Below are 18,660 nucleotides of genomic sequence, written 5' to 3' on the forward strand. Positions count from 1 at the left end.
CCTGGGCGCGGATCGCGCGACTGGAGCGGCGGTGGGTGCTGGTGGGCCTGCGTCCGCGCGAGGCCCTCGAGGTCGTCCTGGCCGGGACGCGACGCGGACGCCTGACGCTGGTCCTGGTCGAGTCGCCCGGACCGCTGGGCCTCCGGCCCGCGCCGGAGACGACGCTCGCGCTCCTCGAGAAGCGGATCCGGGGACGCCTGGAGGAGGCCGCGGAACCGCCCGCGTGGGGCGCGCCCGGGCGCGACAGGACCCCGGGCCGCTGAGGACGGTCGTCCTCCTCGGCACCGGGGTCCCGGTGGGCGGCTACGCGTCGAGCGAGAAGTCGGCGCCCAGCAGCTCGAGCTTGGTGAGGAAGTTCTCGTAGCCGCGGCTGATGATGCCGACGTTCGAGACCGTCGAGGTGCCCTCGGCCGAGAGCGCCGCGATCAGGTGCGAGAAGCCGCCGCGCAGATCCGGCACGACGATGTCGGCGCCGTGCAGCTTCGAGGGTCCCGAGATCACGGCCGAGTGCATGAAGTTGCGCTGCCCGAAGCGGCAGGCCTGCCCGCCGAGGCACTCGCGGTGGATCTGGATGGTCGCGCCCATCTCGACGAGCGCGTCGACGAAGCCGAAGCGCTGCTCGTAGACGGTCTCGTGCACGATCGAGACGCCCTTGGCCTTCGTGAGCGCCACGACCAGCGGCTGCTGCCAGTCGGTCATGAAGCCGGGGTGCACGTCGGTCTCGATGATGACCGGCTTGAGCTCGCCGCCCGGGTGGTAGAAGCGGATGCCGTCCTCGGCGATCTCGAACGCGCCGCCGACCTTGCGGAAGACGTTGAGGAAGGTGGTCATCTCCTGCTGGCGGGCGCCGCCGACGAAGATGTCGCCGTCGGTCGCGAGGGCCGCGGCCGCCCAGGAGGCCGCCTCGTTGCGGTCGAAGAGCGCGCGGTGGGAGTAGCCGGTGAGCCGGTCCACGCCCTCGATGCGGATCACGCGGTCGGTGTCGACCGAGATGATGGCGCCCATCTTCTGCAGGATGTTGATCAGGTCCATGATCTCGGGCTCGATCGCCGCGCCCGAGAGCTCGGTGATGCCGGAGGCGCGCACCGCGGTCAGGAGGACCTGCTCGGTCGCTCCGACGCTCGGGTAGGGCAGCGACACCTTGGCGCCGTGCAGGCCCTCGGGTGCCGACATCCGGATGCCCGAGGGCAGCTTCTCGACGACGGCGCCGAAGTTGCGCAGCACCTCGAGGTGGTAGTCGATCGGGCGGTCGCCGATGCGGCAGCCGCCGAGGTCGGGGATGAACGCCTCGCCCAGGCGGTGCAGCAGCGGGCCGCAGAAGAGGATCGGGATGCGGCTGGAGCCGGCGTGCGCGTCGATGTCGGCGAAGTGCGCGGACTCGACGTTGGAGGGGTCGAGGATCAGCTCGCCCACCTCGGCGCCCTGCTTCACCTTGACGCCGTGGACTTCGAGCAGGCCCTTCACGACGCGGACGTCGCTGATGTCGGGCACGTCGCGGAGGGTGGAGGCGGTCTCGCCGAGCAGCGCCGCGACCATCGCCTTGGTGACCAGGTTCTTGGCCCCCTTGAGCTCGATCCGGCCCACGAGCGGTCGCCCGCCGTTGATGGTGATCCGCTCGGTCGTCATTCCCACCCGTGCTCCCGACGCCTTGGCGTCCTGCAGGGCCTTGGCGTCCTGAAGAAGTGTGTTCACGCTATTTCACCGGCAATGTCTTGGGCCGCCAGCTCTCGCGGCGGGTCTCGAATTCGGAAATGAGCGCTTCGTCGCGCAGGGTCAGGCCGATGTCGTCCAGGCCCTCGATCAGGCGCCATCGAGTGTAGTCGTCGATCTCGAAGTCGAAGGTCTCGCCACCGGCGGTGACCGTACGCGCAACCAGATCCACCGTCGGTTCTATTCCCGGGGTGCCCTCGATGATCTCCCACAGCCGCTCGACGTCGGGCTCCGAGACGACGGCCGCGAGCAGTCCCTGCTTGCCGGCGTTGCCCCGGAAGATGTCGCCGAAGCGGGGGGAGATGACGACCCGGAAGCCGAAGTCGCGCAGCGCCCAGACGGCGTGCTCGCGGCTGGAGCCGATGGCGAAGTCGGGGCCGGCGACGAGGATGCCGGCGCCGCGGTAGCGCTCCTGGTTGAGGACGAAGTCCGCGTCCTGCCGCCAGCCGTGGAAGAGCGCGTCCTCGAAGCCGGTCTTCGTGATGCGGCGGAGGTAGATGCCGGGGAGGATCTGGTCGGTGTCGACGTTGGCGCGCTTCAGGGGCGCGGCGATCGCGGTGACGGTCTCGAACTTCTGCACGGTCAGACTCCTGCTCTCTCGCGGACCGGCTCCAGATCGGAGGGACTGGAGAGGGTGCCGCGCACGGCCGTGGCCGCGGCGACGAGGGGCGAGACGAGGTGGGTCTTCGCCCCCTTGCCCTGACGACCCTCGAAGTTGCGGTTGGACGTGGAGGCCACGCGCTCCCCCAGGACGAGCTGGTCGGTGTTCATCCCGAGGCACATCGAGCAGCCGGCGAAGCGCCACTCCGCGCCGAACGCGGTGACGATCCGGTCGATCCCCTCGGCCTCGGCCTCGAGCCGCACCCGGGCGGAGCCGGGGACGACCATCACGCGGACGCCGGGGGCCTTGGTGCGCCCCTCGACGACGGCAGCGAAGGCCCGCAGGTCCTCGATCCGCGAGTTGGTGCAGGAGCCCATGAAGACCACGTCGACCGGGATCTCCTTCATCGGCGTGCCGGGCTCCAGCGCCATGTACTCCAGCGCTCGCAGAGCGCTGGCGCGCTCGTTCGGATCGTCGAGGACGTCAGGGTCCGGTACCGCCTGCGAGAGCGAGACGCCCTGGCCGGGGTTCGTGCCCCAGGTGACGAACGGCTCGAGCGCGTCGGCGTCGATCACGACCTCGGCGTCGAACACGGCGCCCTCGTCGCTCGGCAGCGTCCGCCAGTAGGCGACCGCGGCGTCCCAGTCCTCGCCCGCCGGAGCGTGCGGGCGGCCGTGCAGGTAGGCGAAGGTCGTCTCGTCCGGCGCGACCATGCCGGCCCGCGCACCCGCCTCGATCGACATGTTGCAGATCGTCATCCGGCCCTCCATCGAGAGCGCGCGGATCGCGGAGCCGCGGTACTCGAGGATGTAGCCCTGGCCGCCGCCGGTGCCGATGCGGGCGATGACCGCGAGGATGATGTCCTTGGCCGTCACCCCCTCCTTCAGCGTGCCCTCGACCGTGATCGCCATCGTCTTGAAGGGTTGCAGCGGCAGCGTCTGCGTCGCCATCACGTGCTCGACCTCGCTCGTGCCGATGCCGAAGGCGATCGCGCCGAACGCGCCGTGCGTGGAGGTGTGCGAGTCGCCGCAGACCACCGTGACGCCGGGCATCGTCAGGCCCAACTGGGGGCCGACGACATGCACGATGCCCTGCTCGACGTCGCCCAGGGAGTGCAGGCGGACGCCGAACTCGCCGGCGTTGCGGCGCAGCGCGTCGATCTGGGTGCGGCTGATCGGATCCTCGATGGGGCGTCCGATCTCGAGGGTCGGCGTGTTGTGGTCCTCGGTGGCGATGGTGAGGTCCGGCCGGCGCAGCGGGCGCCCCGCGGCACGCAGGCCGTCGAACGGCTGCGGGCTGGTCACCTCGTGCAGCAGGTGCAGGTCGATGTAGAGCAGGTCGGGAGCGCCGTTCTCGCCCGCGACGACGACGTGGTCGTCCCAGACCTTCTCGGCGAGGGTGCGCGGCTTCTCGGCTCTCCTGCCGGTCCCTGCTCCACTCGACGCGGGCGCGGCTGTGCCGGGTGTGGTCTCGATCATGACGGTTCCTTCTCCTCCTGGAGTCGCTGCTCGGCCGGGCGAGGCACCGCGACGAGGGAGGCCGTCAGTTCGAGGTCTCGTCGCGGCACGGAAGGAGGTGCGGGCCACTCAGCATGGACCGAGAATAGCACCGCGCTCCCCCGCCTCCCGGGCGGGCGCGGCACGGAGTCGCCCGGCTCAGGCGCGGGCGTCGAGCACGGCGTCGACGACGACGACGGTGACGTTGTCCCGTCCGCCGGCCTCGACCGCCGCACGCACGAGCGCCTGAGCGAGGTCGGCAGGGTCGCCGGAGTCGCGGCGGGCGAACAGGGCGGCGATCCGCTGGTCGGAGAGCTCCTTCGTCAGCCCGTCGGAGCAGAGCAGGTAGCTGGCGCGCGGCACGACGGGCAGCGTCCAGACGTCCGTCTCGACCTCCTCGTCGGCGCCGAGGGCGCGGGTGACGATGTTGCGGTCCGGGTGCGACTCGGCGGACTCCCGCGTGAGCAGGCCCGCCGAGACGAGCTCCTGCACGGCCGAGTGGTCGACGGTCAGCTGCTCGAGCTCCGTCCCGTCCCAGCGGTAGACGCGGGAGTCGCCGACGTTGAAGAGAGCCCAGCGGGCGGGCCCGGAGGGCTCGGGCAGGACGAGCATCAGCCCCGTGAGCGTCGTGCCGCAGAGCGCACCGCCCACGTCCAGCGCGCGCACCGCCGTGTTGGCGCCCTCGACCAGGTCGAACACCGCGTCGACAGGTCCGAGGGCCGTCGGCCGGTTCTCGTGCAGAGCCCCGACCGCCGCGGCGCTCGCGAGGTCGCCGCGGGCGTGCCCGCCCATCCCGTCGGCGACCGCGAGCAGCAGCTCGTCGGCGAGGAGGGAGTCCTCGTTGACCCGGCGGACGGCTCCGACGTCGGTGCTGCTGCTGACGGCGAGCCGCAGCGCCCCCTGGGGCAGGTCGACGGTGGTGGTCGTCATCACGGGGTCACTTCTCCTCGGCGGCCGAGCGGGCGTCGTCCGAGACGACCTCGGGGTGCCCGTCGTGCATCTCGATGTGGCGGTGCTCGCGGCGCATCTTCGCCAGGCTCGCGAGCGTCGCGACGGTCATGCTCAGGACGATGACCACCAGCGAGGTGATCGTGTCGATGTCCCACACCGGCACGGGATCGCCGCCGTTGATGAAGGGCAGGTCGTTCTCGTGCAGGGCGTGCAGGACGAGCTTCACACCGATGAAGGCGAGGATGAACGCGATGCCGTACTTGAGGTACTCGAGCTTGTCGATGAGGCCGCCGAGCAGGAAGTAGAGCTGGCGGAGCCCCATCAGGGCGAAGATGTTCGCGGTGAAGACGATGAACGGGCTCTCCGTGATGCCGAAGATCGCGGGGATCGAGTCGAGCGCGAAGAGCAGGTCGGTCGAGCCGATCGCCAGGAAGACGATCAGCATCGGGGTGAAGAACGTCGTGCCGTTCTTGACCGTGCGGATCTTCGAGCCGTCGAACTCGTCCGAGATCCTCACGCGCTTGCGCAGGAGGCGGATGAGCAGGTTGTCCGTGCCCTCGTCCTCGTCCTCCTTGCCGAACGCCTGGTTCCACGCCGTGTAGACCAGGAACGCGCCGAACAGGTAGAAGATCCAGCTGAAGCTCTCGATGAGCTGCGCGCCGAGGAGGATGAAGATCCCGCGGAAGACCAGCGCGATGATGATGCCCACCATCAGCACCTCCTGCTGCAGCTTCGCCGGCACCGCGAAGCGGCCCATGATGATGACGAAGACGAACAGGTTGTCGATCGAGAGGCTGTACTCGGTCAGCCAGCCCGCGACGAACTGGCCCGCGAGCTCGCCGCCGCCGAGGATCAGCATCGCCAGCGCGAAGATCAGCGCGAGCGTGACGTAGAAGCCGACCCAGAGGCCGGACTCCTTCAGGCTCGGCACGTGCGGGCGTTTGTAGACCAGCAGCAGGTCGGCGGCGAGGATCAGGCTCAGGACGACGAACGAGCCGATCACGAACCAGACGGGCAGATCGAGCATGAGGGCCTTCCGAGTGGGTGGGGGCCGAAAGTCTCTCCCCGGGGAGCGGACGGCCGTGCCGGTCCGCGTCACCCGTCCCGCCCCCGGCACCGCGCAGGGGCGGTGCGTACTGACGGGAGCGGAAAGGCGGGATACTCCCCTTCGCGGATGCGATCCTAGCGCCGATCCGGCCGGATGCGGCCCCGAGGCGGCGGAGCGGGAACGAGGCGATCGGCGCGATGCGTCGAGCGGGTGCCGCGTCGCGAGCACCCGGGTGTTAAACGAGAAGAACCCCCGGTCAGACCGGGGGTTCTTCTCGTGTTGCCGTGGTGACCCCAGCGGGATTTGAACCCGCGTTACCGCCGTGAGAGGGCGACGTCCTAGGCCGCTAAACGATGGGGCCGCGTTTTTGCAACTCGAAGAGTGTTGCACACGGATCCGCATCGATGCAAATCGAGCGCCCGGCCCACCCGGTCTCCGCTCGGCCGGGGCCTTGCCCGCCGCCTGCCGAGGCGCTTGGCTCGGGTCATGAGACTGACGAAACTCGAGCACGCCGCCGTCCTGATCGAGGAGGACGGCGCCCGGCTGGTGATCGATCCGGGGTCCTTCACCCGGCCCGTCGAGGGGACGGCCGACACCGTCGCCGTGGTGCTCACCCACGAGCACGCCGACCACTGGACCCCGGAGCAGCTGCAGCGCCTGCGAGACGCGGCCCCGTCGCTGCGGATCCTCGGCCCGGCCGGGGTCGCCGCCGCGGCCGAGGGCTTCGACGTCGAGACGGTCGCCGACGGCGACGTGGTGACGGTCGGCCCGTTCGAGCTGCGCTTCTTCGGCGCCCGCCACGCAGTGATCCACCGGAGCATCCCCGTCATCGACAACGTGGGCGTCCTCGTGAACGGCCGGGTCTACTACGCCGGCGACTCGTTCACAGTGCCGGAGGGCCTCGATGTCGAGATCCTCGCTGCTCCCTCGGGAGCACCGTGGATGAAGATCGCCGAGGCGATGGACTACGTGCTCGAGCTCGCCCCGCGGCACGCCTTCGCGACCCACGAGCAGGTGCTCTCGGAGGCGGGGCGCTCGCTCGGCCACGACCGGCTCGGCTGGGCGGTGCGCGAGGGCGGCGGCGAGTACCACGCCCTCGAGCCGGGCGACGTGCTGGAGCTCTGACGGCGGGACTCGCCCGCGATCACTCGTACCATCCGGGCGCCCGCTCCTCGTGCCGTGGCTCACCGGACCGGCGGAGCCGCCGTCGCCCGAGCGCGAGAAGCAGCAGGGAGAGGCCCAGAGCGAGGATGCTCGGCGGGACGGCGACGAGGAGCGCCGGGCCCGGAGCGACCGCCTGCAGGACACTGCTCGCGCTCGGCTGCCCGTCGGCCACGCCGACCACGAGCGCTATCGACGGCGACACGACGATTAGGGCTGCCAGCCACGCTGGAACCAGGACGAGGGCCGGAGCGAGCGACGGTGTCGACGTCGATCGCCGAAGTGCCAGCGCCGCACACCGGAGGACGAAGACGAGCGCTCCAGGAAGGAGCCCGACCCCCGCGAGGAAGAGGAGGAGGGAGGCGAAGCCGGGTTCCACGAGCGCTCCGAGTCCCGCCAGCGCCGCCATCACGCCGACCGGGAGGAGGGAGACGGCTGCGGCCCACCCGAGAACGCGCAGCGCGCGGGGCTCCGCGCCATCGGAGACGTCGATCACGAGGTCCTCGAGGGGGCCGGCGAGCGTCGGCCGCCGGTGAAGCGAGGGGTCGACGACCCCTCACGGCCTGCTGGAGTCCTGGCGGTGCAACGACGACGGCCGGGCCGGGGGCGCGCCCCGGCCCGGCCGTCGATCCGATCCCTCACCGGATCAGTAGTACTCGCCCTGGCGGTAGTCCCAGGAGTTGAACTGCTCGGCGAGGTTCAGCATGATGCGCTCGTAGTCGAGGCCGCGGCGGATCAGCACGGGGCCCGGGGTGATCGAGCGCTCGCCGCCCTGCACGGGGATGAGGGCGCCCGAGGCGTCCACCATCGAGACCATGACGCCCTGCTCGTGGCGGGAGTCCTCGTCCTTGTCCGGCTGGATCGAGGAGACGTAGGAGTCGGCCGAGACGATGACGTCGGCCTCGTTCTCGATCCGCTCGCCGATGTTCGCGACGCGGCCGCGGTTGCCCACGCCCGAGGGGTTGGCCGAGCTGGCGAAGGTGAGGGTGCGGTCGCGCTCCCACATGGTGGCGACCAGCTGCTCGGCCGGGCGGCCGAAGCGGATGACGAAGCAGCTGGTGCCCCGTCCGTCGCGGACCAGCTCGCGGGCGTCCTCGTCGATCAGGTCGACGGCCTCGGCCTTCCACGGGAGGATGCAGCCGAGCAGGACGTCCTGGTCCCAGTGCTTCTGGTAGAAGGCGAGGACCTCCTCGTTGAGCTCGGCGAGCTCGGTGAGCTGCTCGATGCTGGAGCAGAGCACGACGCCCGGCTTGTTGCGGTTGCGCTGCTTGGCCGAGAACTTGCGCTCGAGGCCCGCTCCGTCGGTCGTCATCAGGATGTAGCCGACCTTGGTCGCGCAGACGACCAGTCCACCGGGGGCGTAGAGCGCGTCCACCGCTTCCGCAGGAGCCTGCTCACGCCATTCGATCACCGTCGTGCTGGTCATTCTTTCCCTTTCGTGGTGTCCAGAGACGCCATGGGCGGGGCCCCGGCCGAGCGGAAGCCTAGCGGATCGCCTCCCGTCGTCCACGGCGGTGATGCCGCGAACGGACGCGCACCGGGCTCCGGATCGACTCCGGTGCCCGGTGCGCGCCCGTCCGCGCCGCGCGCGCCGACGGGACGGCTCAGGCGAGGGCCGTGAGCGAGCCTCGCGCGAGCGTGTTGACGGTCAGATGGAAGCCGACCAGCGAGGCCGGAGTCGACTCGTCGACCGGCAGCGTCGGCACTCCGAGCGCGTGCACCGTGAAGAGGTAGCGGTGCGGGCGGTCACCGGGCGGCGGGGCCGCACCGGCGTAGGCGAGCGACCCGAGGTCGTTGAGCGCCGGGCGCCCCACTTCCGTCGAGCCGGCGGCCAGCTCGGTGACCTCCTTCGGGATGTCGACCAGGACCCAGTGGTGGATGCCGCCGAGGGTCGGCGCATCGGGGTCGAACACGGTCACGGCGTACGACTGCGTGCCCTCGGGGCCGGCGCTCCAGCGCAGGGACGGGCTGGTGTCGCCGCTCCCCTGGGCCTCGGCGAGCCGCTCGCCGTCGGTCACGTCGTCGCTGGACACCTCCAGGGGCGCCGTCGCGGGCAGGAAGTCGAGCGGGTGCGGGGGCGTGCTCCTGGTCAGATCGGTCATGTCGTTCTCCTTCTCTCTCAGTCGGTGACTCGGCCGCGGACGCCGTCGAGCCAGTAGTCGGAGTGGCGGTCCGCGGTCGCCGCGTCGCGGAACGAGTACGTCTTCAGCAGCCAGCGGAAGCGGGTCTTGTCGCGGTCCTGGACGTCGACGAGCTGACGGCTGTGCAGGCCGTCCTGGTTCGCGATGATCAGCAGGTCCGCGTCGCGGATCCGGTGGTACTGCTCGCTGACCTTCGAGAGCGCATCGCGGAACTGCCAGAGCGCCCACAGGTGCGGCAGGTCGTCCGGGTCGGCCGGCACCGTCCGGGTGTCGTAGTAGCGGAAGCTGTGCTCGTTCTCGAGCAGAGCGTGCTGGTCCGACACGATCTGGTTCTTGTTCTGGGCGCGCGAGAGCTCGTCGAACGGGGTGATGTAGACCGCCTCGCGCAGGAGCGCCTGGTTCTCGGGTGAGATGAAGCGCAGGATCTCGCGGCCGTCGACGTACTTCGTGTAGACGAGGTCGGTCTCGGGCGTGCGCAGTCCCAGGAGCGAGATGAAGTCGGCGCGCACCGGGTGCGCGGTCCGCTCGTTGTGCCAGTACAGCTCGCCGTCGGTCTTCTGCGTCTGGGTGTTCGAGAAGCGGTTGTCGGCGTAGACGTCCTGGAAGAAGTCGCCGTTGTTGCGGGTGGCGTACGCGAGCAGCGGCGAGCCGAGGTACTGCGACTGCAGCTCGAGCAGGCCCTCGCCGACGAACGTCAGCTTCTTGCGGTACTTGTCCTCGAGCGCGTCGTCCTGGTCGAGCCAGGGGATCTCGTCGTCGACCGGGTTGTTCGAGATCAGGTGCGCGTAGGTGATCTTCTCGTCGCGCTCGCGCCGTATGCGGGCGAGCGCGTCGACGAAGCCCTGCGGGACGTCGCCGCTGTCGATCAGCGCGGCGATCGCGTCGCGGAAGCGGTCGTAGTCCTTGTAGGGGTCGATGGCGACCGCCAGCAGCGACTGCTGGAGGGTCGATCTGTCGGAATCGGAGAACGTGTAGATGGGCTGCATTGCTTCACTCCTTGCACGTGGATGAGGGACGCCGCCGGCGGGCTCGTCCCGGACTTCCTCTGTCACTCCGCTTCCGCGGTGACGGCCCTCCTCTCCTGTCGTCGCATCGAGACGGCCCCGATCGTCTGCGCGAGGACCGCGAGGACGACGAGGACGATGAGGGTCGGCGCGGTCCCTCCCGTGAGGGGGACGAGTATCCCGGCGCCGACGAGCAGGACGGCCTGGAGGATCCCCTGGTTGCGCTCCAGTCCGCGCATCACCGCGACCCGGGCGCCGTCCTCGAGCCCGTTCATCGCCGGCGCCAGGGCGATCATCGTCGCGGGCCGCACGAAGCCGCCCGCGATCCCGAGCAGGGCCAGGCCGGCGATCGCGGCGCCGAGCACCCCGAGGGTGGTCAGGGCGAGGCCCAGCACCTGGGTGAGCGCCGTCAGCCGGAAGACCAGGGGCGTGCCGGCGATGAGCGGCGAGAGCCGGGCGGCGGCCAGGCCGGCGAGCGTGTAGAGGCCGAGCACCAGGCCGAACGCGGGCAGCGTCAGACGCAGCTCCTGGAACAGCAGCAGCGGGATCACGAAGGTGTAAGCGGCGAGCAGGACGGCGCGGTTCACGGAGTAGTAGAGGGACCAGAAGCGCACCGCGGCGGGCAGGACGGCCGGCCGCACGGCGCGCGCCGCCACTCCCGAGGCGGCGCTCGCGCCGAGCGGCAGGCGGGCAAGGAGCACCACGGCCAGCGCGGCGCACGACACGAGCGCGCTGAGGAGGAACGGCAGCCGGTCCCAGAGCGCGAGCGAGGCGGCCCCGAGCACTCCCGCGCCGAAGGAGGCGAGGAACATTCCGCTCTGCACCCGCGTCTCCTGGCGGCGAGCATCGGCTCCGGCGCGCAGCGAGGAGGCCAGCGCGGCGTCCCGCCCGGCCGTCAGCGAGAAGCCGCAGCCGGCGAGCAGCTGGCTGATCACGACGGCGACCGGATCCGCGTCCAGCACGATCACGACGAGGCCCAGTGCCTTCACGCCCTCGCCGACGACGAGCGCGCCCGCCGAGGACAGGCGGCGTGTGAGCGGCGAGAGCGGGCCGTCGGCGAGCGCCGCCACCACTCCGTAGAGCGCCAGCAGCAGCGCCACGGCCAGGATCGGGTAGCCCCGCGCCAGCAGGAACACCGCGACCACGGGCAGGTGGAAGTAGGCGCGCGAGACGATCCGGTAGACCGTGATCAGCCCGGCGGCGCTGCGGCCGCGCGGGGCGTCCCCGCGCCCGAGGTCAGACAAGGGAGGGCACGACGACGCGCAGTGCGTCGGCGCCCACGTCGCCCTGACGGACGATCGACGCGCCGCCCACGAGGGAGACGATCGTGCTGCTCATCGTGGAGTCGGGGGCGGTGGTGCTGCGGATCAGGTAGTCGCTGTCGCCGCCGAGGTGCTCCGCGGCGAGGTCGAAGTCGACGAGTCCGGTCGACACCGTGCCGCTGATGTTGGCGGAGGTGGCCGCGAGCGGCAGGCCCGCGAATATCGAGAGCAGGTTGATCGGGGCGCTGAGGTTGTGCACGACCGACACCGTGTCCTGGCCCGAGGTGACCCAGTCCGGGACGACGGGCTTGCGGCGCAGGATGACGTTCAGCGGCCCCGGCCAGAACGCTGCGACGAGCGCGTCCATGTCGGCCGTCTCCGGGGCGAAGGCCCAGGTCGCCCAGTCGCGGGGCGCGGAGACGAAGAGGGTGAGCGGCTTCGCGCCGTCCCGCTTCTTCATGTCGTAGAGGCGGAAGCAGGCGCTGCGCGAGAAGGGGCTGGCGAACACGCCGTAGTTCGTGTCGGTCTGCGCGATGACGGTCGCGCCCTCGCGGAGCTCCTGCCCGACGCGCCGGAGCTCGTCGAGATCGGTCGCGTCGATGATCTGTGCCGTCATGGGTAGTGCTCCTGCTGCGCTCGGGCGCGTCCGGGCGGGGCCGGATCGCGTCGCTGTCGTGTGGCCCGCTGACGGCGGCGCCCCACGGAGGGCGCCTGGCGGGTCGGACGGCGGAGGCCGTCCGGATGCGGGTGACCACGGAGGAGAGATGCGGCTGCGTCCTCCCCCCGAGGACGTCTGCCCGGTGAAAGTAGCAGGGTGCGCATCCGGCCCGCGTGTTCGCGACGCTGCATGACGAAAGAAGTCGTCGACGTCGGGGAGCAGGGTCGGGGATCGGTATGTTCCGCTGACGCGCCGCATCTCAGCGGCGTTCTCCCGGCTCCGCGGATCCGCGCGATCGTCCGTCTGGCGGCGCACCACGGCCGGGGCTGGACGGCTCGCGGCGACCCGGTCTCCGGGCCCTCCCGCTCCTCGACAGAAGGACCGCCCATGACCGACTACTGGCCCGTGCTCCTCATCCTGCTCACGATCGTGGCCGTCGTGGTCCTGATCGTCGTGCTGAAGGTCGAGCCGGTGATCGCCCTCCTCGTCTCGGCCCTCGGGCTCGGCCTCGTCTCGGGGCAGGGCGGCGAGGGGACGGTGACCGCGATGACGTCCGGATTCGGCGCGGTCCTCGGCGACATCGGCCTGCTGATCGCGCTCGGCCTGCTGCTCGGATCGCTCCTGGAGGCGCTGGGCGTGGCCCCGCTGCTCGCCCGCTGGCTCGTGAAGCGCTTCGGTCGGCGCGCGCTCCCGGTCGCCTACGCGCTGACCCTGGGCGTCGCCTTCCCCTCGATCTACTCCGACGTGCTGGTCGTGATGAGCGCACCGCTGACTCGTCTGGCCTCGCGGGGGCTCGGTGCCGGTGGCTACGGGCTGCTGGCCGGCTCCTCCATCGTCGGGATGATCGTGGGCGTGGTCTTCGTCGTCCCCGGAGCCGCCGCGCTGGCCACGGCAGGCATCGCGGGCGCTCCCCTGCCGTCGATGGTCGCCATCGGCGCCCCGCTGGGCATCGTCACCATCGTGCTGACCGTGCTGGTGTACAGCGCCCTGGTGAAGCGCGGCGGCTGGCGGGACGAGCGCGACCTCGAGGGCGGGGCGGTCCCGGGGCCCGCTCTCGAGCCCGAGGCGGGCGCGGCCACGGGAGGCACGGCGCTCGCGACGCGGCGGGTGCCGCTCGCGCTGGCCGTCGCTCCGATCGCCCTCACCATCGTGCTGATCGCCGCGAACTCGCTCACCCAGCTGGCCGAGCTCGACGTCCCCCTCCTGCGGTTCCTCGGCGACGCGCACATCGCGCTGCTGGCCGGCTTGGTGCTGGCCTACGCGACGGCACTGCGGACGCTCCCGAAGGGCGCCGTGGCCACGGCACTGGGCGGAGCACTGACCCGCAGCGGCCCGATCGTCGTCCTGACCGGGGTCAGCGGCAGCCTCGCCGCCGTGGTCGGAGGAACCGGGGTCGGCGACGCGCTCGCCGGCGCCTTCGACGGGCGGGCCCTCTCGCCGATCCTGCTCACCTGGGTCGTCGCGGCCGTGCTGCACGCGGCGATCGGCTCGGTCTCGACGGCCGCGATCACCGCGGTCGGCATCGTCGCCCCGCTGATCCCCGTGCTCGACGTGAACCCGGCGCTGATCGCCCTGGCCGCCGGCTCCGGCGCGCTCTTCCTCGGGATGGTCAACGCCAACGCGTTCTGGCTCTTCAAGTCCGTGCTCGGCCTCACCGTGCGGGGCACGTTCACCGCCTACTCGCTGACGCTCTCGATCGCCTCGGTGATCTCGCTGCTGGCGCTGCTGGTGGCGGGAACGTTCGTCTGAGCGTCGGCCGGCCCCCACGAGGCCACGCTCGCGAGGTCGGCACCGAACTCGACCCGGAGGCGCACGGGCGCGCCCCCGCGCAGCACGCCCGGCAGCCAGAGGCGGGCGTCATCCCACATCCGCTCGAACGGCACCTCCTCGACCGGGACGAAGGCGGCGGCGAGCTCGCTCGACTCGGTGACCTCGCCGGTGACGCGGCGGCAGAGGAAGACATGCGAGCGCTGGCTCCAGGCCGGCCGGTGCGGGAAGGAGTAGTCGAGCACGCCGCGCGGCTCCAGATCGGCCGCTCGGGCGACGAGCCCGGCCTCCTCCTGCAGTTCGCGGACGGCGGCGGCGACGGGCGACTCGCCGGGCTCGAGCTTGCCGCCGGGAGCGACCACGCGCCCCTCGCCGAGGCCGCGGCGCTTCCGGCCGAGCAGCACCTCCGCGCCCCGCGGGCCCTCGCGGAGGACGTAGACGACGCACACCTCGGGCAGTCCCACCGCGCACCTCCGCTCGCCGGGGCCGGGAGCCCGGCACCGCCGTCGTAGGCTAGCCCGGTGACGACGACCGCGCTCGAGCGCTTCCAAGCCCTGCTGCGCGTCGAGACGGTGTCCCACTCGGACGAGACGGCCACCGATTGGAGCCGCTTCGAGGCGTTCCGCACGCTCGTCGCCGAGCTCTACCCGGCACTGCACGCGGCCCTGGACTTCGAGACAGTCGCCGGCCACTCCCTCCTCTGGCGCTGGCGCGGTGAGGAGCCGGGCGAGTCGGCCGTGCTGATGGCCCACTACGACGTGGTCAGCGTGACGGCGGCGGAGTGGTCGCACGACCCGTTCGCGGCCGAGACGATCGTCGCCGCGGACGGCCGCACCTCCGTCGTGGCGCGCGGCGCCCTCGACGACAAGGGCTCCCTCGTCGCCCTCCTCGAGGCGGTCGAGGCGGCCGTCCTGCGGGGCGAGCGGCCCCGGCACGACGTGTACCTCCTCTCCACGCACAACGAGGAGACGGCGGGCGACGGCGCCCCCTCGGTGGTCGCCCTGCTCGGCGCGCGCGGGGTCCGCCCGCGCCTCGTGCTCGACGAGGGCGGGAACGTGCGGCGCGGCATCCTGCCCGGCGTCACCACCCCGATCGCCGTGATCGGCGTCACCGAGCGCGGGATCATGAACCTCGAGCTGACCTGCCGCGACGTCGGCGGCCACGCCTCCGCTCCGCCGCCCCCGCCCGGGCTGCTCGCCACCCAGCGGCTCGCGAGGGCGATCCACCGCCTGACCGAGAACCCGTTCCCCTCGACCCTCCCGGAGCCGATCGCCCAGCTGGTGCGCGCGGCGGCCGACCACGCGGACGCGGCCCACGCCGTCTGGTACGCCCGCCCGCACGAGCACCCGGACGCCGTCGTCGGCGCGCTCGCCGCCCACTCCAACCGCTCTGCCGCGATGCTGCGGACGACGGTCGCGATCACCGAGCTGCGCGGCAGCACCGGAGCGAACGTCCTCGCCTCCAGCGCCAGCGCCACCGCGAACGTGCGGATCAACCCGGGCGGCACCGTGGCGGGCGTGGTCGAGCGCATCCGCGCCGTCATCGACGACCCGGAGGTCGAGGTCGAGGTGAAGGTCGCCCACGAGCCCTCCCCCGTCTCCCCCACCGGCGAACCCGGCGACGGCGGGCCGTACGACCTGCTCCGCGCGGTCGTCCAGGAGTCGTTCCCGGACGCGGTCGTCGCCCCCTACGTGCAGACCGGCGGCAGCGACGCCCGGCACTTCCACGCCATCAGCGACCACGTCTACCGCTTCATCCCGTTCGAGATCAGCCCGCGGCAGCAGCTCGGGATCCACGGGGTCGACGAGTCGGTCGAGGCCGACCAGTTCGAGCGCGCCATCGAGTTCTACGCGCGGCTGCTCGCCCGGCTCTGATCGCGGCGGTCCTCCGGGGTCGGGGAGGACCGCGCAGCGACCGGCAACCTGGGAGAACCGTTCGATGACGCGCCGACCGGTGTTGGCCCGGAGTTCACCCCGCGATGATGGACTGATCGCAGCGGGGTCGCCTCCGCTGGAGCAGTGCGCAAGTGCCGACGCCGGGTCGCGTGATCCGGCTCCCGCCGATCGTGGAACCCGAGGATCATGTCCCTCCGCCAGGCCGAGTACCCCCGGCCCAACCACTTCATCCTTCACCTGAGCGACACCCACTTCATCGCCGGAGACGGCGGCCTGTACGGCTCCGACGTCGACAGCGAGGCCCAGCTGCGGCTCCTGTTCGACGAGCTGGAGGCGTCCGGCGGACGTCCGGAGGCCATCGTCATCACGGGTGATCTCGCCGACAAGGGCGAGCCGGAGGCGTACGCGAAGCTGCGCGCCGTCGTCGAGCCCGCGGCCGCACGCCTCGGCGCCGAGGTGATCTGGGTGATGGGCAACCACGACGACCGCGGCGCGTTCCGCTCGGGGCTGCTCGACCAGCTCCCGACCACGCAGCCGGTCGACCGCGTGCACGACGTCAACGGGCTCCGGATCATCGCGCTGGACTCCACCGTGCCCGGCGCCCACTACGGCGAGATCTCGGACGCGCAGCTCGACTGGCTGGCGGAGGAGCTCTCCAGCCCGGCCCCGCACGGCACGATCCTCGCGCTGCACCACCCGCCGGTGCCGAGCGTGCTCGACCTGTCGGTCCTCGTGGAGCTGCGCGACCAGCCCGCCCTCGCGGAGGTGCTCGAGGGCTCCGACGTCCGCAGCATCATCGCGGGCCACCTGCACTACTCGTCGACGGCGATGTTCGCCGGCATCCCGGTCTCGGTCGCGTCGGCCACCTGCTACACCCAGGACCTCAACGTGCCGGTGGGCGCGACCCGCGCCCGCAACGGCGCCCAGGCGTTCAACCTGATCCACGTCTACGACGGCACGGTGCTGCACTCGGTGGTGCCGATCGGCGCCTCGACCGAGGTGTCCTACGTCTCGGCGAACGAGACGCAGCGGATCCTCGCGGACCACGGCGTCGAGATCGCCGCGGCGACGGCGGCCCCGGTCGCCCGGGACGAGGAGCTCTACCCGCCGCTCGTGGAGCGGGTGGGCGTCAGCGCGTAGCGACGCGACGGGGCGTCGGGGTCGCCCCGACGCCTCCGGGCGCCGCGTCGACCGCGTCCTCGGACACGGCCGGGGTGTCAGCGCCCGCCGGCGCGGTCCCGCGCGAACAGCCATCCGGCGAACGCCAGCGCCGCGGCCAGCGCGACGCCCACGCCGACGCCCGCTCCCACTCCGATGCCCGGGAACACGAGCGAGCTCGCCAGGCCGAGCAGCAGCCCGGCCACCGCTCCCCCGACGGCCCAGCCCACGGTCAGTCCTCGCGCTCCCACGGAGCCGGGATCGGGTAGTACTCCTCGAGGAACCCGATGACGGCCTTGGTGCGCGCCTCCGCCGAGATCTCGGGGAAGCTGCCGTCGTTGAGGCAGAAGAAGTCGACTCCGCGGTTCTTGAGGAGCTTGCGCATGTCCTTCAGCCCCTGGTGCATCGTCGTGTCGACGTACTTCACCGAGGCGTTCTCCTGCACGACCGCGCGGCCGGTCATCAGCGCGTAGTAGTGGTAGAGCGAGTTGGTCACGGAGACGTCGCTCGCGGAGCGGAAGCGGCTCGCGGCGGTCGCGGTGAACTCCGGCTCGAACTCGGCCTCGAGCTCGGCCATCACGGTCTTGCGGAGCGGCGTGGCGGCGTGCTCGAGGTGACGGGTCGTCATCGCGCCGAAGCGCTCGCGGAGCAGGCGCCGGTTGACGCGGGCAGCGTTCTCGAAGCCGCTGCGGGAGGCGTTGGAGTCGCCCATGCCGATGCGGGTCGTCGCCTCGATGAACTTCGTGATGCCCCCGGGCGAGAAGAAGATCGACGGGTCGACCGGGCGCCCGAAGAACATGTCGTCGTTGGAGTAGAGGAAGTGCTCCGCCAGCCCCGGGATGCGGTGCAGCTGGCTCTCGACCGCGTGGGAGTTGTGCGTCGGCAGCACCGAGAGGTCGCGGAAGTGGTCCTCGCTGCGCACGAGGGTGACGTCCGGGTGCTCGTCCAGCCAGCGCGGGCGAGGGGAGTCGGTGACGATGTAGATGTGCCGGATCCACGGCGCGTACATGTAGACGCTGCGCAGGGCGTACTTGAGCTCGTCGATCTGGCGGAAGCGCGCCGGAGCGTCGTCGCCCTCGCCCACCACGTAGCTCGCCATGCGGGCCGCACGGGCGCGCTGGAACTCCAGGTCGGTGCCGTCGACCCACGAGAAGACGATGTCCACCTCGAAGCGGATGTCGCTGACGAGCGGCTCGAACATGCCCTCGAACGTCGGCCAGGTGCGGCCGTACGCCTCGACGTGGGCGTCGATGGCTTCGGCGACGGGGAGGCTGTTGCGCATGAGCGCGTTCTCGGCGGGAGTGATGATCTCCTCCTCGCCCACCTTCCACAGCTCGAGGCGGACGCCGCTGCGGGCGCCGTAGCGCAGCGATCCCGTCGAGGAGACGCGCGGGCGGAAGAGCTTGAAGACGGAGGCGCGCGGGTACGGCGCGAGCACGCCCTCGGCCAGGAGCTGGGGCGGGGTGCCCCGCTTGTCGACCGTCTTGGCGTAGAAGGGCTCGGTCGCGAAGGCACGCGCCAGCAGCGTGGCCAGCTCGGCGCCGAGCACGCGGTCCACCGCGAGGAAGGGCGAGCCGTCGGTGCCGCGGATGAGGCGGTAGGGGAATTCGGCGGCGTCGAGGACCTCGCCGATGGCGATCAGGTCCTCGGTCCAGGCCGCGCGGGGCGTCGTACTCGAGTTCACCAGCGAGAACAGGCCGGCATGGACCACGACGTCGTCGCGGTCGAAGTGGCGCGGGCGCAGGAGCGGTGACGGAAGAGCACGGACGGAAGGCATGATTCACATTATCCGCCGTGGATTTCGTCCG

The 18,660-nt window shown here is 71.6% G+C and carries 19 protein-coding genes and 1 tRNA gene; 5 read left to right on the forward strand and 15 right to left on the reverse strand.

The annotated features are described in order from the left end of the window. On the forward strand, positions 1-263 hold a 263-nt coding region (locus tag C5C49_RS16975), incomplete at its 5' end, for a hypothetical protein (protein WP_181135747.1). A 40-nt stretch (positions 264-303) separates the two neighbouring features. On the opposite strand, the gene murA is transcribed toward C5C49_RS16975, so the two are convergent. The 6 genes from murA to C5C49_RS09645 all read right to left on the reverse strand — a co-directional run bounded on the left by murA (position 304) and on the right by C5C49_RS09645 (position 6,167). Next, positions 304-1,626, reverse strand: a complete 1,323-nt coding sequence (murA, locus tag C5C49_RS09620; protein WP_181067970.1) for a UDP-N-acetylglucosamine 1-carboxyvinyltransferase — start codon at positions 1,624-1,626, stop codon at positions 304-306. Between the two features lie 67 nt (positions 1,627-1,693). Next, entirely contained in the window at positions 1,694-2,290 is a 597-nt protein-coding gene (leuD, locus tag C5C49_RS09625) for a 3-isopropylmalate dehydratase small subunit (RefSeq protein WP_104223089.1), read from the reverse strand. A gap of 2 nt (positions 2,291-2,292) precedes the next feature. Beyond that, positions 2,293-3,789, reverse strand: a complete 1,497-nt coding sequence (leuC, locus tag C5C49_RS09630; RefSeq protein WP_104223088.1) for a 3-isopropylmalate dehydratase large subunit — start codon at positions 3,787-3,789, stop codon at positions 2,293-2,295. Positions 3,790-3,966: 177 nt separating this feature from the next. Beyond that, positions 3,967-4,737, reverse strand: coding sequence for a PP2C family serine/threonine-protein phosphatase (locus C5C49_RS09635; protein ID WP_104255123.1), 771 nt, complete (start codon positions 4,735-4,737; stop codon positions 3,967-3,969). A 7-nt stretch (positions 4,738-4,744) separates the two neighbouring features. After that, on the reverse strand, positions 4,745-5,785 hold the full coding sequence (locus C5C49_RS09640; protein WP_104255122.1) for a TerC family protein: 1,041 nt from the start codon (positions 5,783-5,785) through the stop codon (positions 4,745-4,747). A gap of 306 nt (positions 5,786-6,091) precedes the next feature. Further along, a tRNA-Glu gene (locus C5C49_RS09645) sits at positions 6,092-6,167 on the reverse strand. Between the two features lie 125 nt (positions 6,168-6,292). Between C5C49_RS09645 and C5C49_RS09650 the strand changes: the two genes are divergently transcribed. Further along, entirely contained in the window at positions 6,293-6,931 is a 639-nt protein-coding gene (locus tag C5C49_RS09650; RefSeq protein ID WP_104346050.1) for an MBL fold metallo-hydrolase, read from the forward strand. A 19-nt stretch (positions 6,932-6,950) separates the two neighbouring features. Here the strand turns inward: C5C49_RS09650 and C5C49_RS09655 are convergent, their stop codons facing one another. From C5C49_RS09655 to C5C49_RS09680, 6 genes are all read right to left on the reverse strand, one after another. Then, on the reverse strand, positions 6,951-7,463 hold the full coding sequence (locus C5C49_RS09655) for a hypothetical protein (protein WP_104346051.1): 513 nt from the start codon (positions 7,461-7,463) through the stop codon (positions 6,951-6,953). A 150-nt stretch (positions 7,464-7,613) separates the two neighbouring features. After that, positions 7,614-8,393, reverse strand: coding sequence for an L-threonylcarbamoyladenylate synthase (locus tag C5C49_RS09660; RefSeq protein WP_104223084.1), 780 nt, complete (start codon positions 8,391-8,393; stop codon positions 7,614-7,616). A gap of 178 nt (positions 8,394-8,571) precedes the next feature. After that, complete coding sequence (locus tag C5C49_RS09665) at positions 8,572-9,069, reverse strand: YbhB/YbcL family Raf kinase inhibitor-like protein (protein WP_104223083.1); 498 nt, start codon at positions 9,067-9,069, stop codon at positions 8,572-8,574. 17 nt (positions 9,070-9,086) lie between these two features. Next, positions 9,087-10,094: a TauD/TfdA family dioxygenase gene (locus C5C49_RS09670; protein ID WP_104223082.1), complete on the reverse strand. Its 1,008-nt coding sequence runs from the start codon at positions 10,092-10,094 to the stop codon at positions 9,087-9,089. Between the two features lie 62 nt (positions 10,095-10,156). Beyond that, positions 10,157-11,356, reverse strand: coding sequence for a hypothetical protein (locus C5C49_RS09675; RefSeq protein ID WP_104225617.1), 1,200 nt, complete (start codon positions 11,354-11,356; stop codon positions 10,157-10,159). Continuing rightward, the gene (locus C5C49_RS09680) at positions 11,349-11,990 is read right to left on the reverse strand and encodes an L-threonylcarbamoyladenylate synthase (protein ID WP_104225616.1); all 642 of its coding nucleotides are present in this window, start codon (positions 11,988-11,990) and stop codon (positions 11,349-11,351) included. Before C5C49_RS09680 ends, C5C49_RS09675 begins: the two co-directional genes overlap by 8 nt. A 429-nt stretch (positions 11,991-12,419) precedes the next feature. Here C5C49_RS09680 and C5C49_RS09685 point away from each other — a divergent pair, with 429 nt between their 5' ends. Further along, a complete protein-coding gene (locus tag C5C49_RS09685; RefSeq protein WP_181028702.1) occupies positions 12,420-13,781 on the forward strand; it encodes a GntP family permease in 1,362 nt (453 codons plus the stop codon). Here the strand turns inward: C5C49_RS09685 and C5C49_RS09690 are convergent. Continuing rightward, entirely contained in the window at positions 13,709-14,263 is a 555-nt protein-coding gene (locus C5C49_RS09690; RefSeq protein ID WP_181065444.1) for an 8-oxo-dGTP diphosphatase, read from the reverse strand. The genes C5C49_RS09685 and C5C49_RS09690 overlap by 73 nt on opposite strands. A gap of 57 nt (positions 14,264-14,320) precedes the next feature. On the opposite strand from C5C49_RS09690, the gene C5C49_RS09695 reads away from it, so the two are divergent. Both C5C49_RS09695 and C5C49_RS09700 read left to right on the forward strand, forming a co-directional pair. Further along, positions 14,321-15,673 carry a M20/M25/M40 family metallo-hydrolase gene (locus C5C49_RS09695; RefSeq protein WP_104346054.1) on the forward strand — a complete coding sequence of 451 codons (1,353 nt, stop codon included), beginning with the start codon at positions 14,321-14,323 and terminating at the stop codon, positions 15,671-15,673. Positions 15,674-15,880: 207 nt separating this feature from the next. After that, a complete protein-coding gene (locus tag C5C49_RS09700; protein WP_104249612.1) occupies positions 15,881-16,834 on the forward strand; it encodes a phosphodiesterase in 954 nt (317 codons plus the stop codon). A 77-nt stretch (positions 16,835-16,911) separates the two neighbouring features. Here C5C49_RS09700 and C5C49_RS16980 read toward each other — a convergent pair whose 3' ends face one another. Together C5C49_RS16980 and C5C49_RS09705 are read right to left on the reverse strand one after the other, a co-directional pair. Then, the gene (locus tag C5C49_RS16980; protein ID WP_159939285.1) at positions 16,912-17,082 is read right to left on the reverse strand and encodes a hypothetical protein; all 171 of its coding nucleotides are present in this window, start codon (positions 17,080-17,082) and stop codon (positions 16,912-16,914) included. 2 nt (positions 17,083-17,084) lie between these two features. Further along, entirely contained in the window at positions 17,085-18,629 is a 1,545-nt protein-coding gene (locus C5C49_RS09705; RefSeq protein WP_104233778.1) for a stealth family protein, read from the reverse strand. Between the last annotated feature and the right edge of the window lie 31 nt (positions 18,630-18,660).

It is taken from the genome of Rathayibacter sp. AY1E2 (genome assembly GCF_002932325.1).
In the GTDB taxonomy this organism is placed as follows: Bacteria; Actinomycetota; Actinomycetes; order Actinomycetales; family Microbacteriaceae; genus Rathayibacter.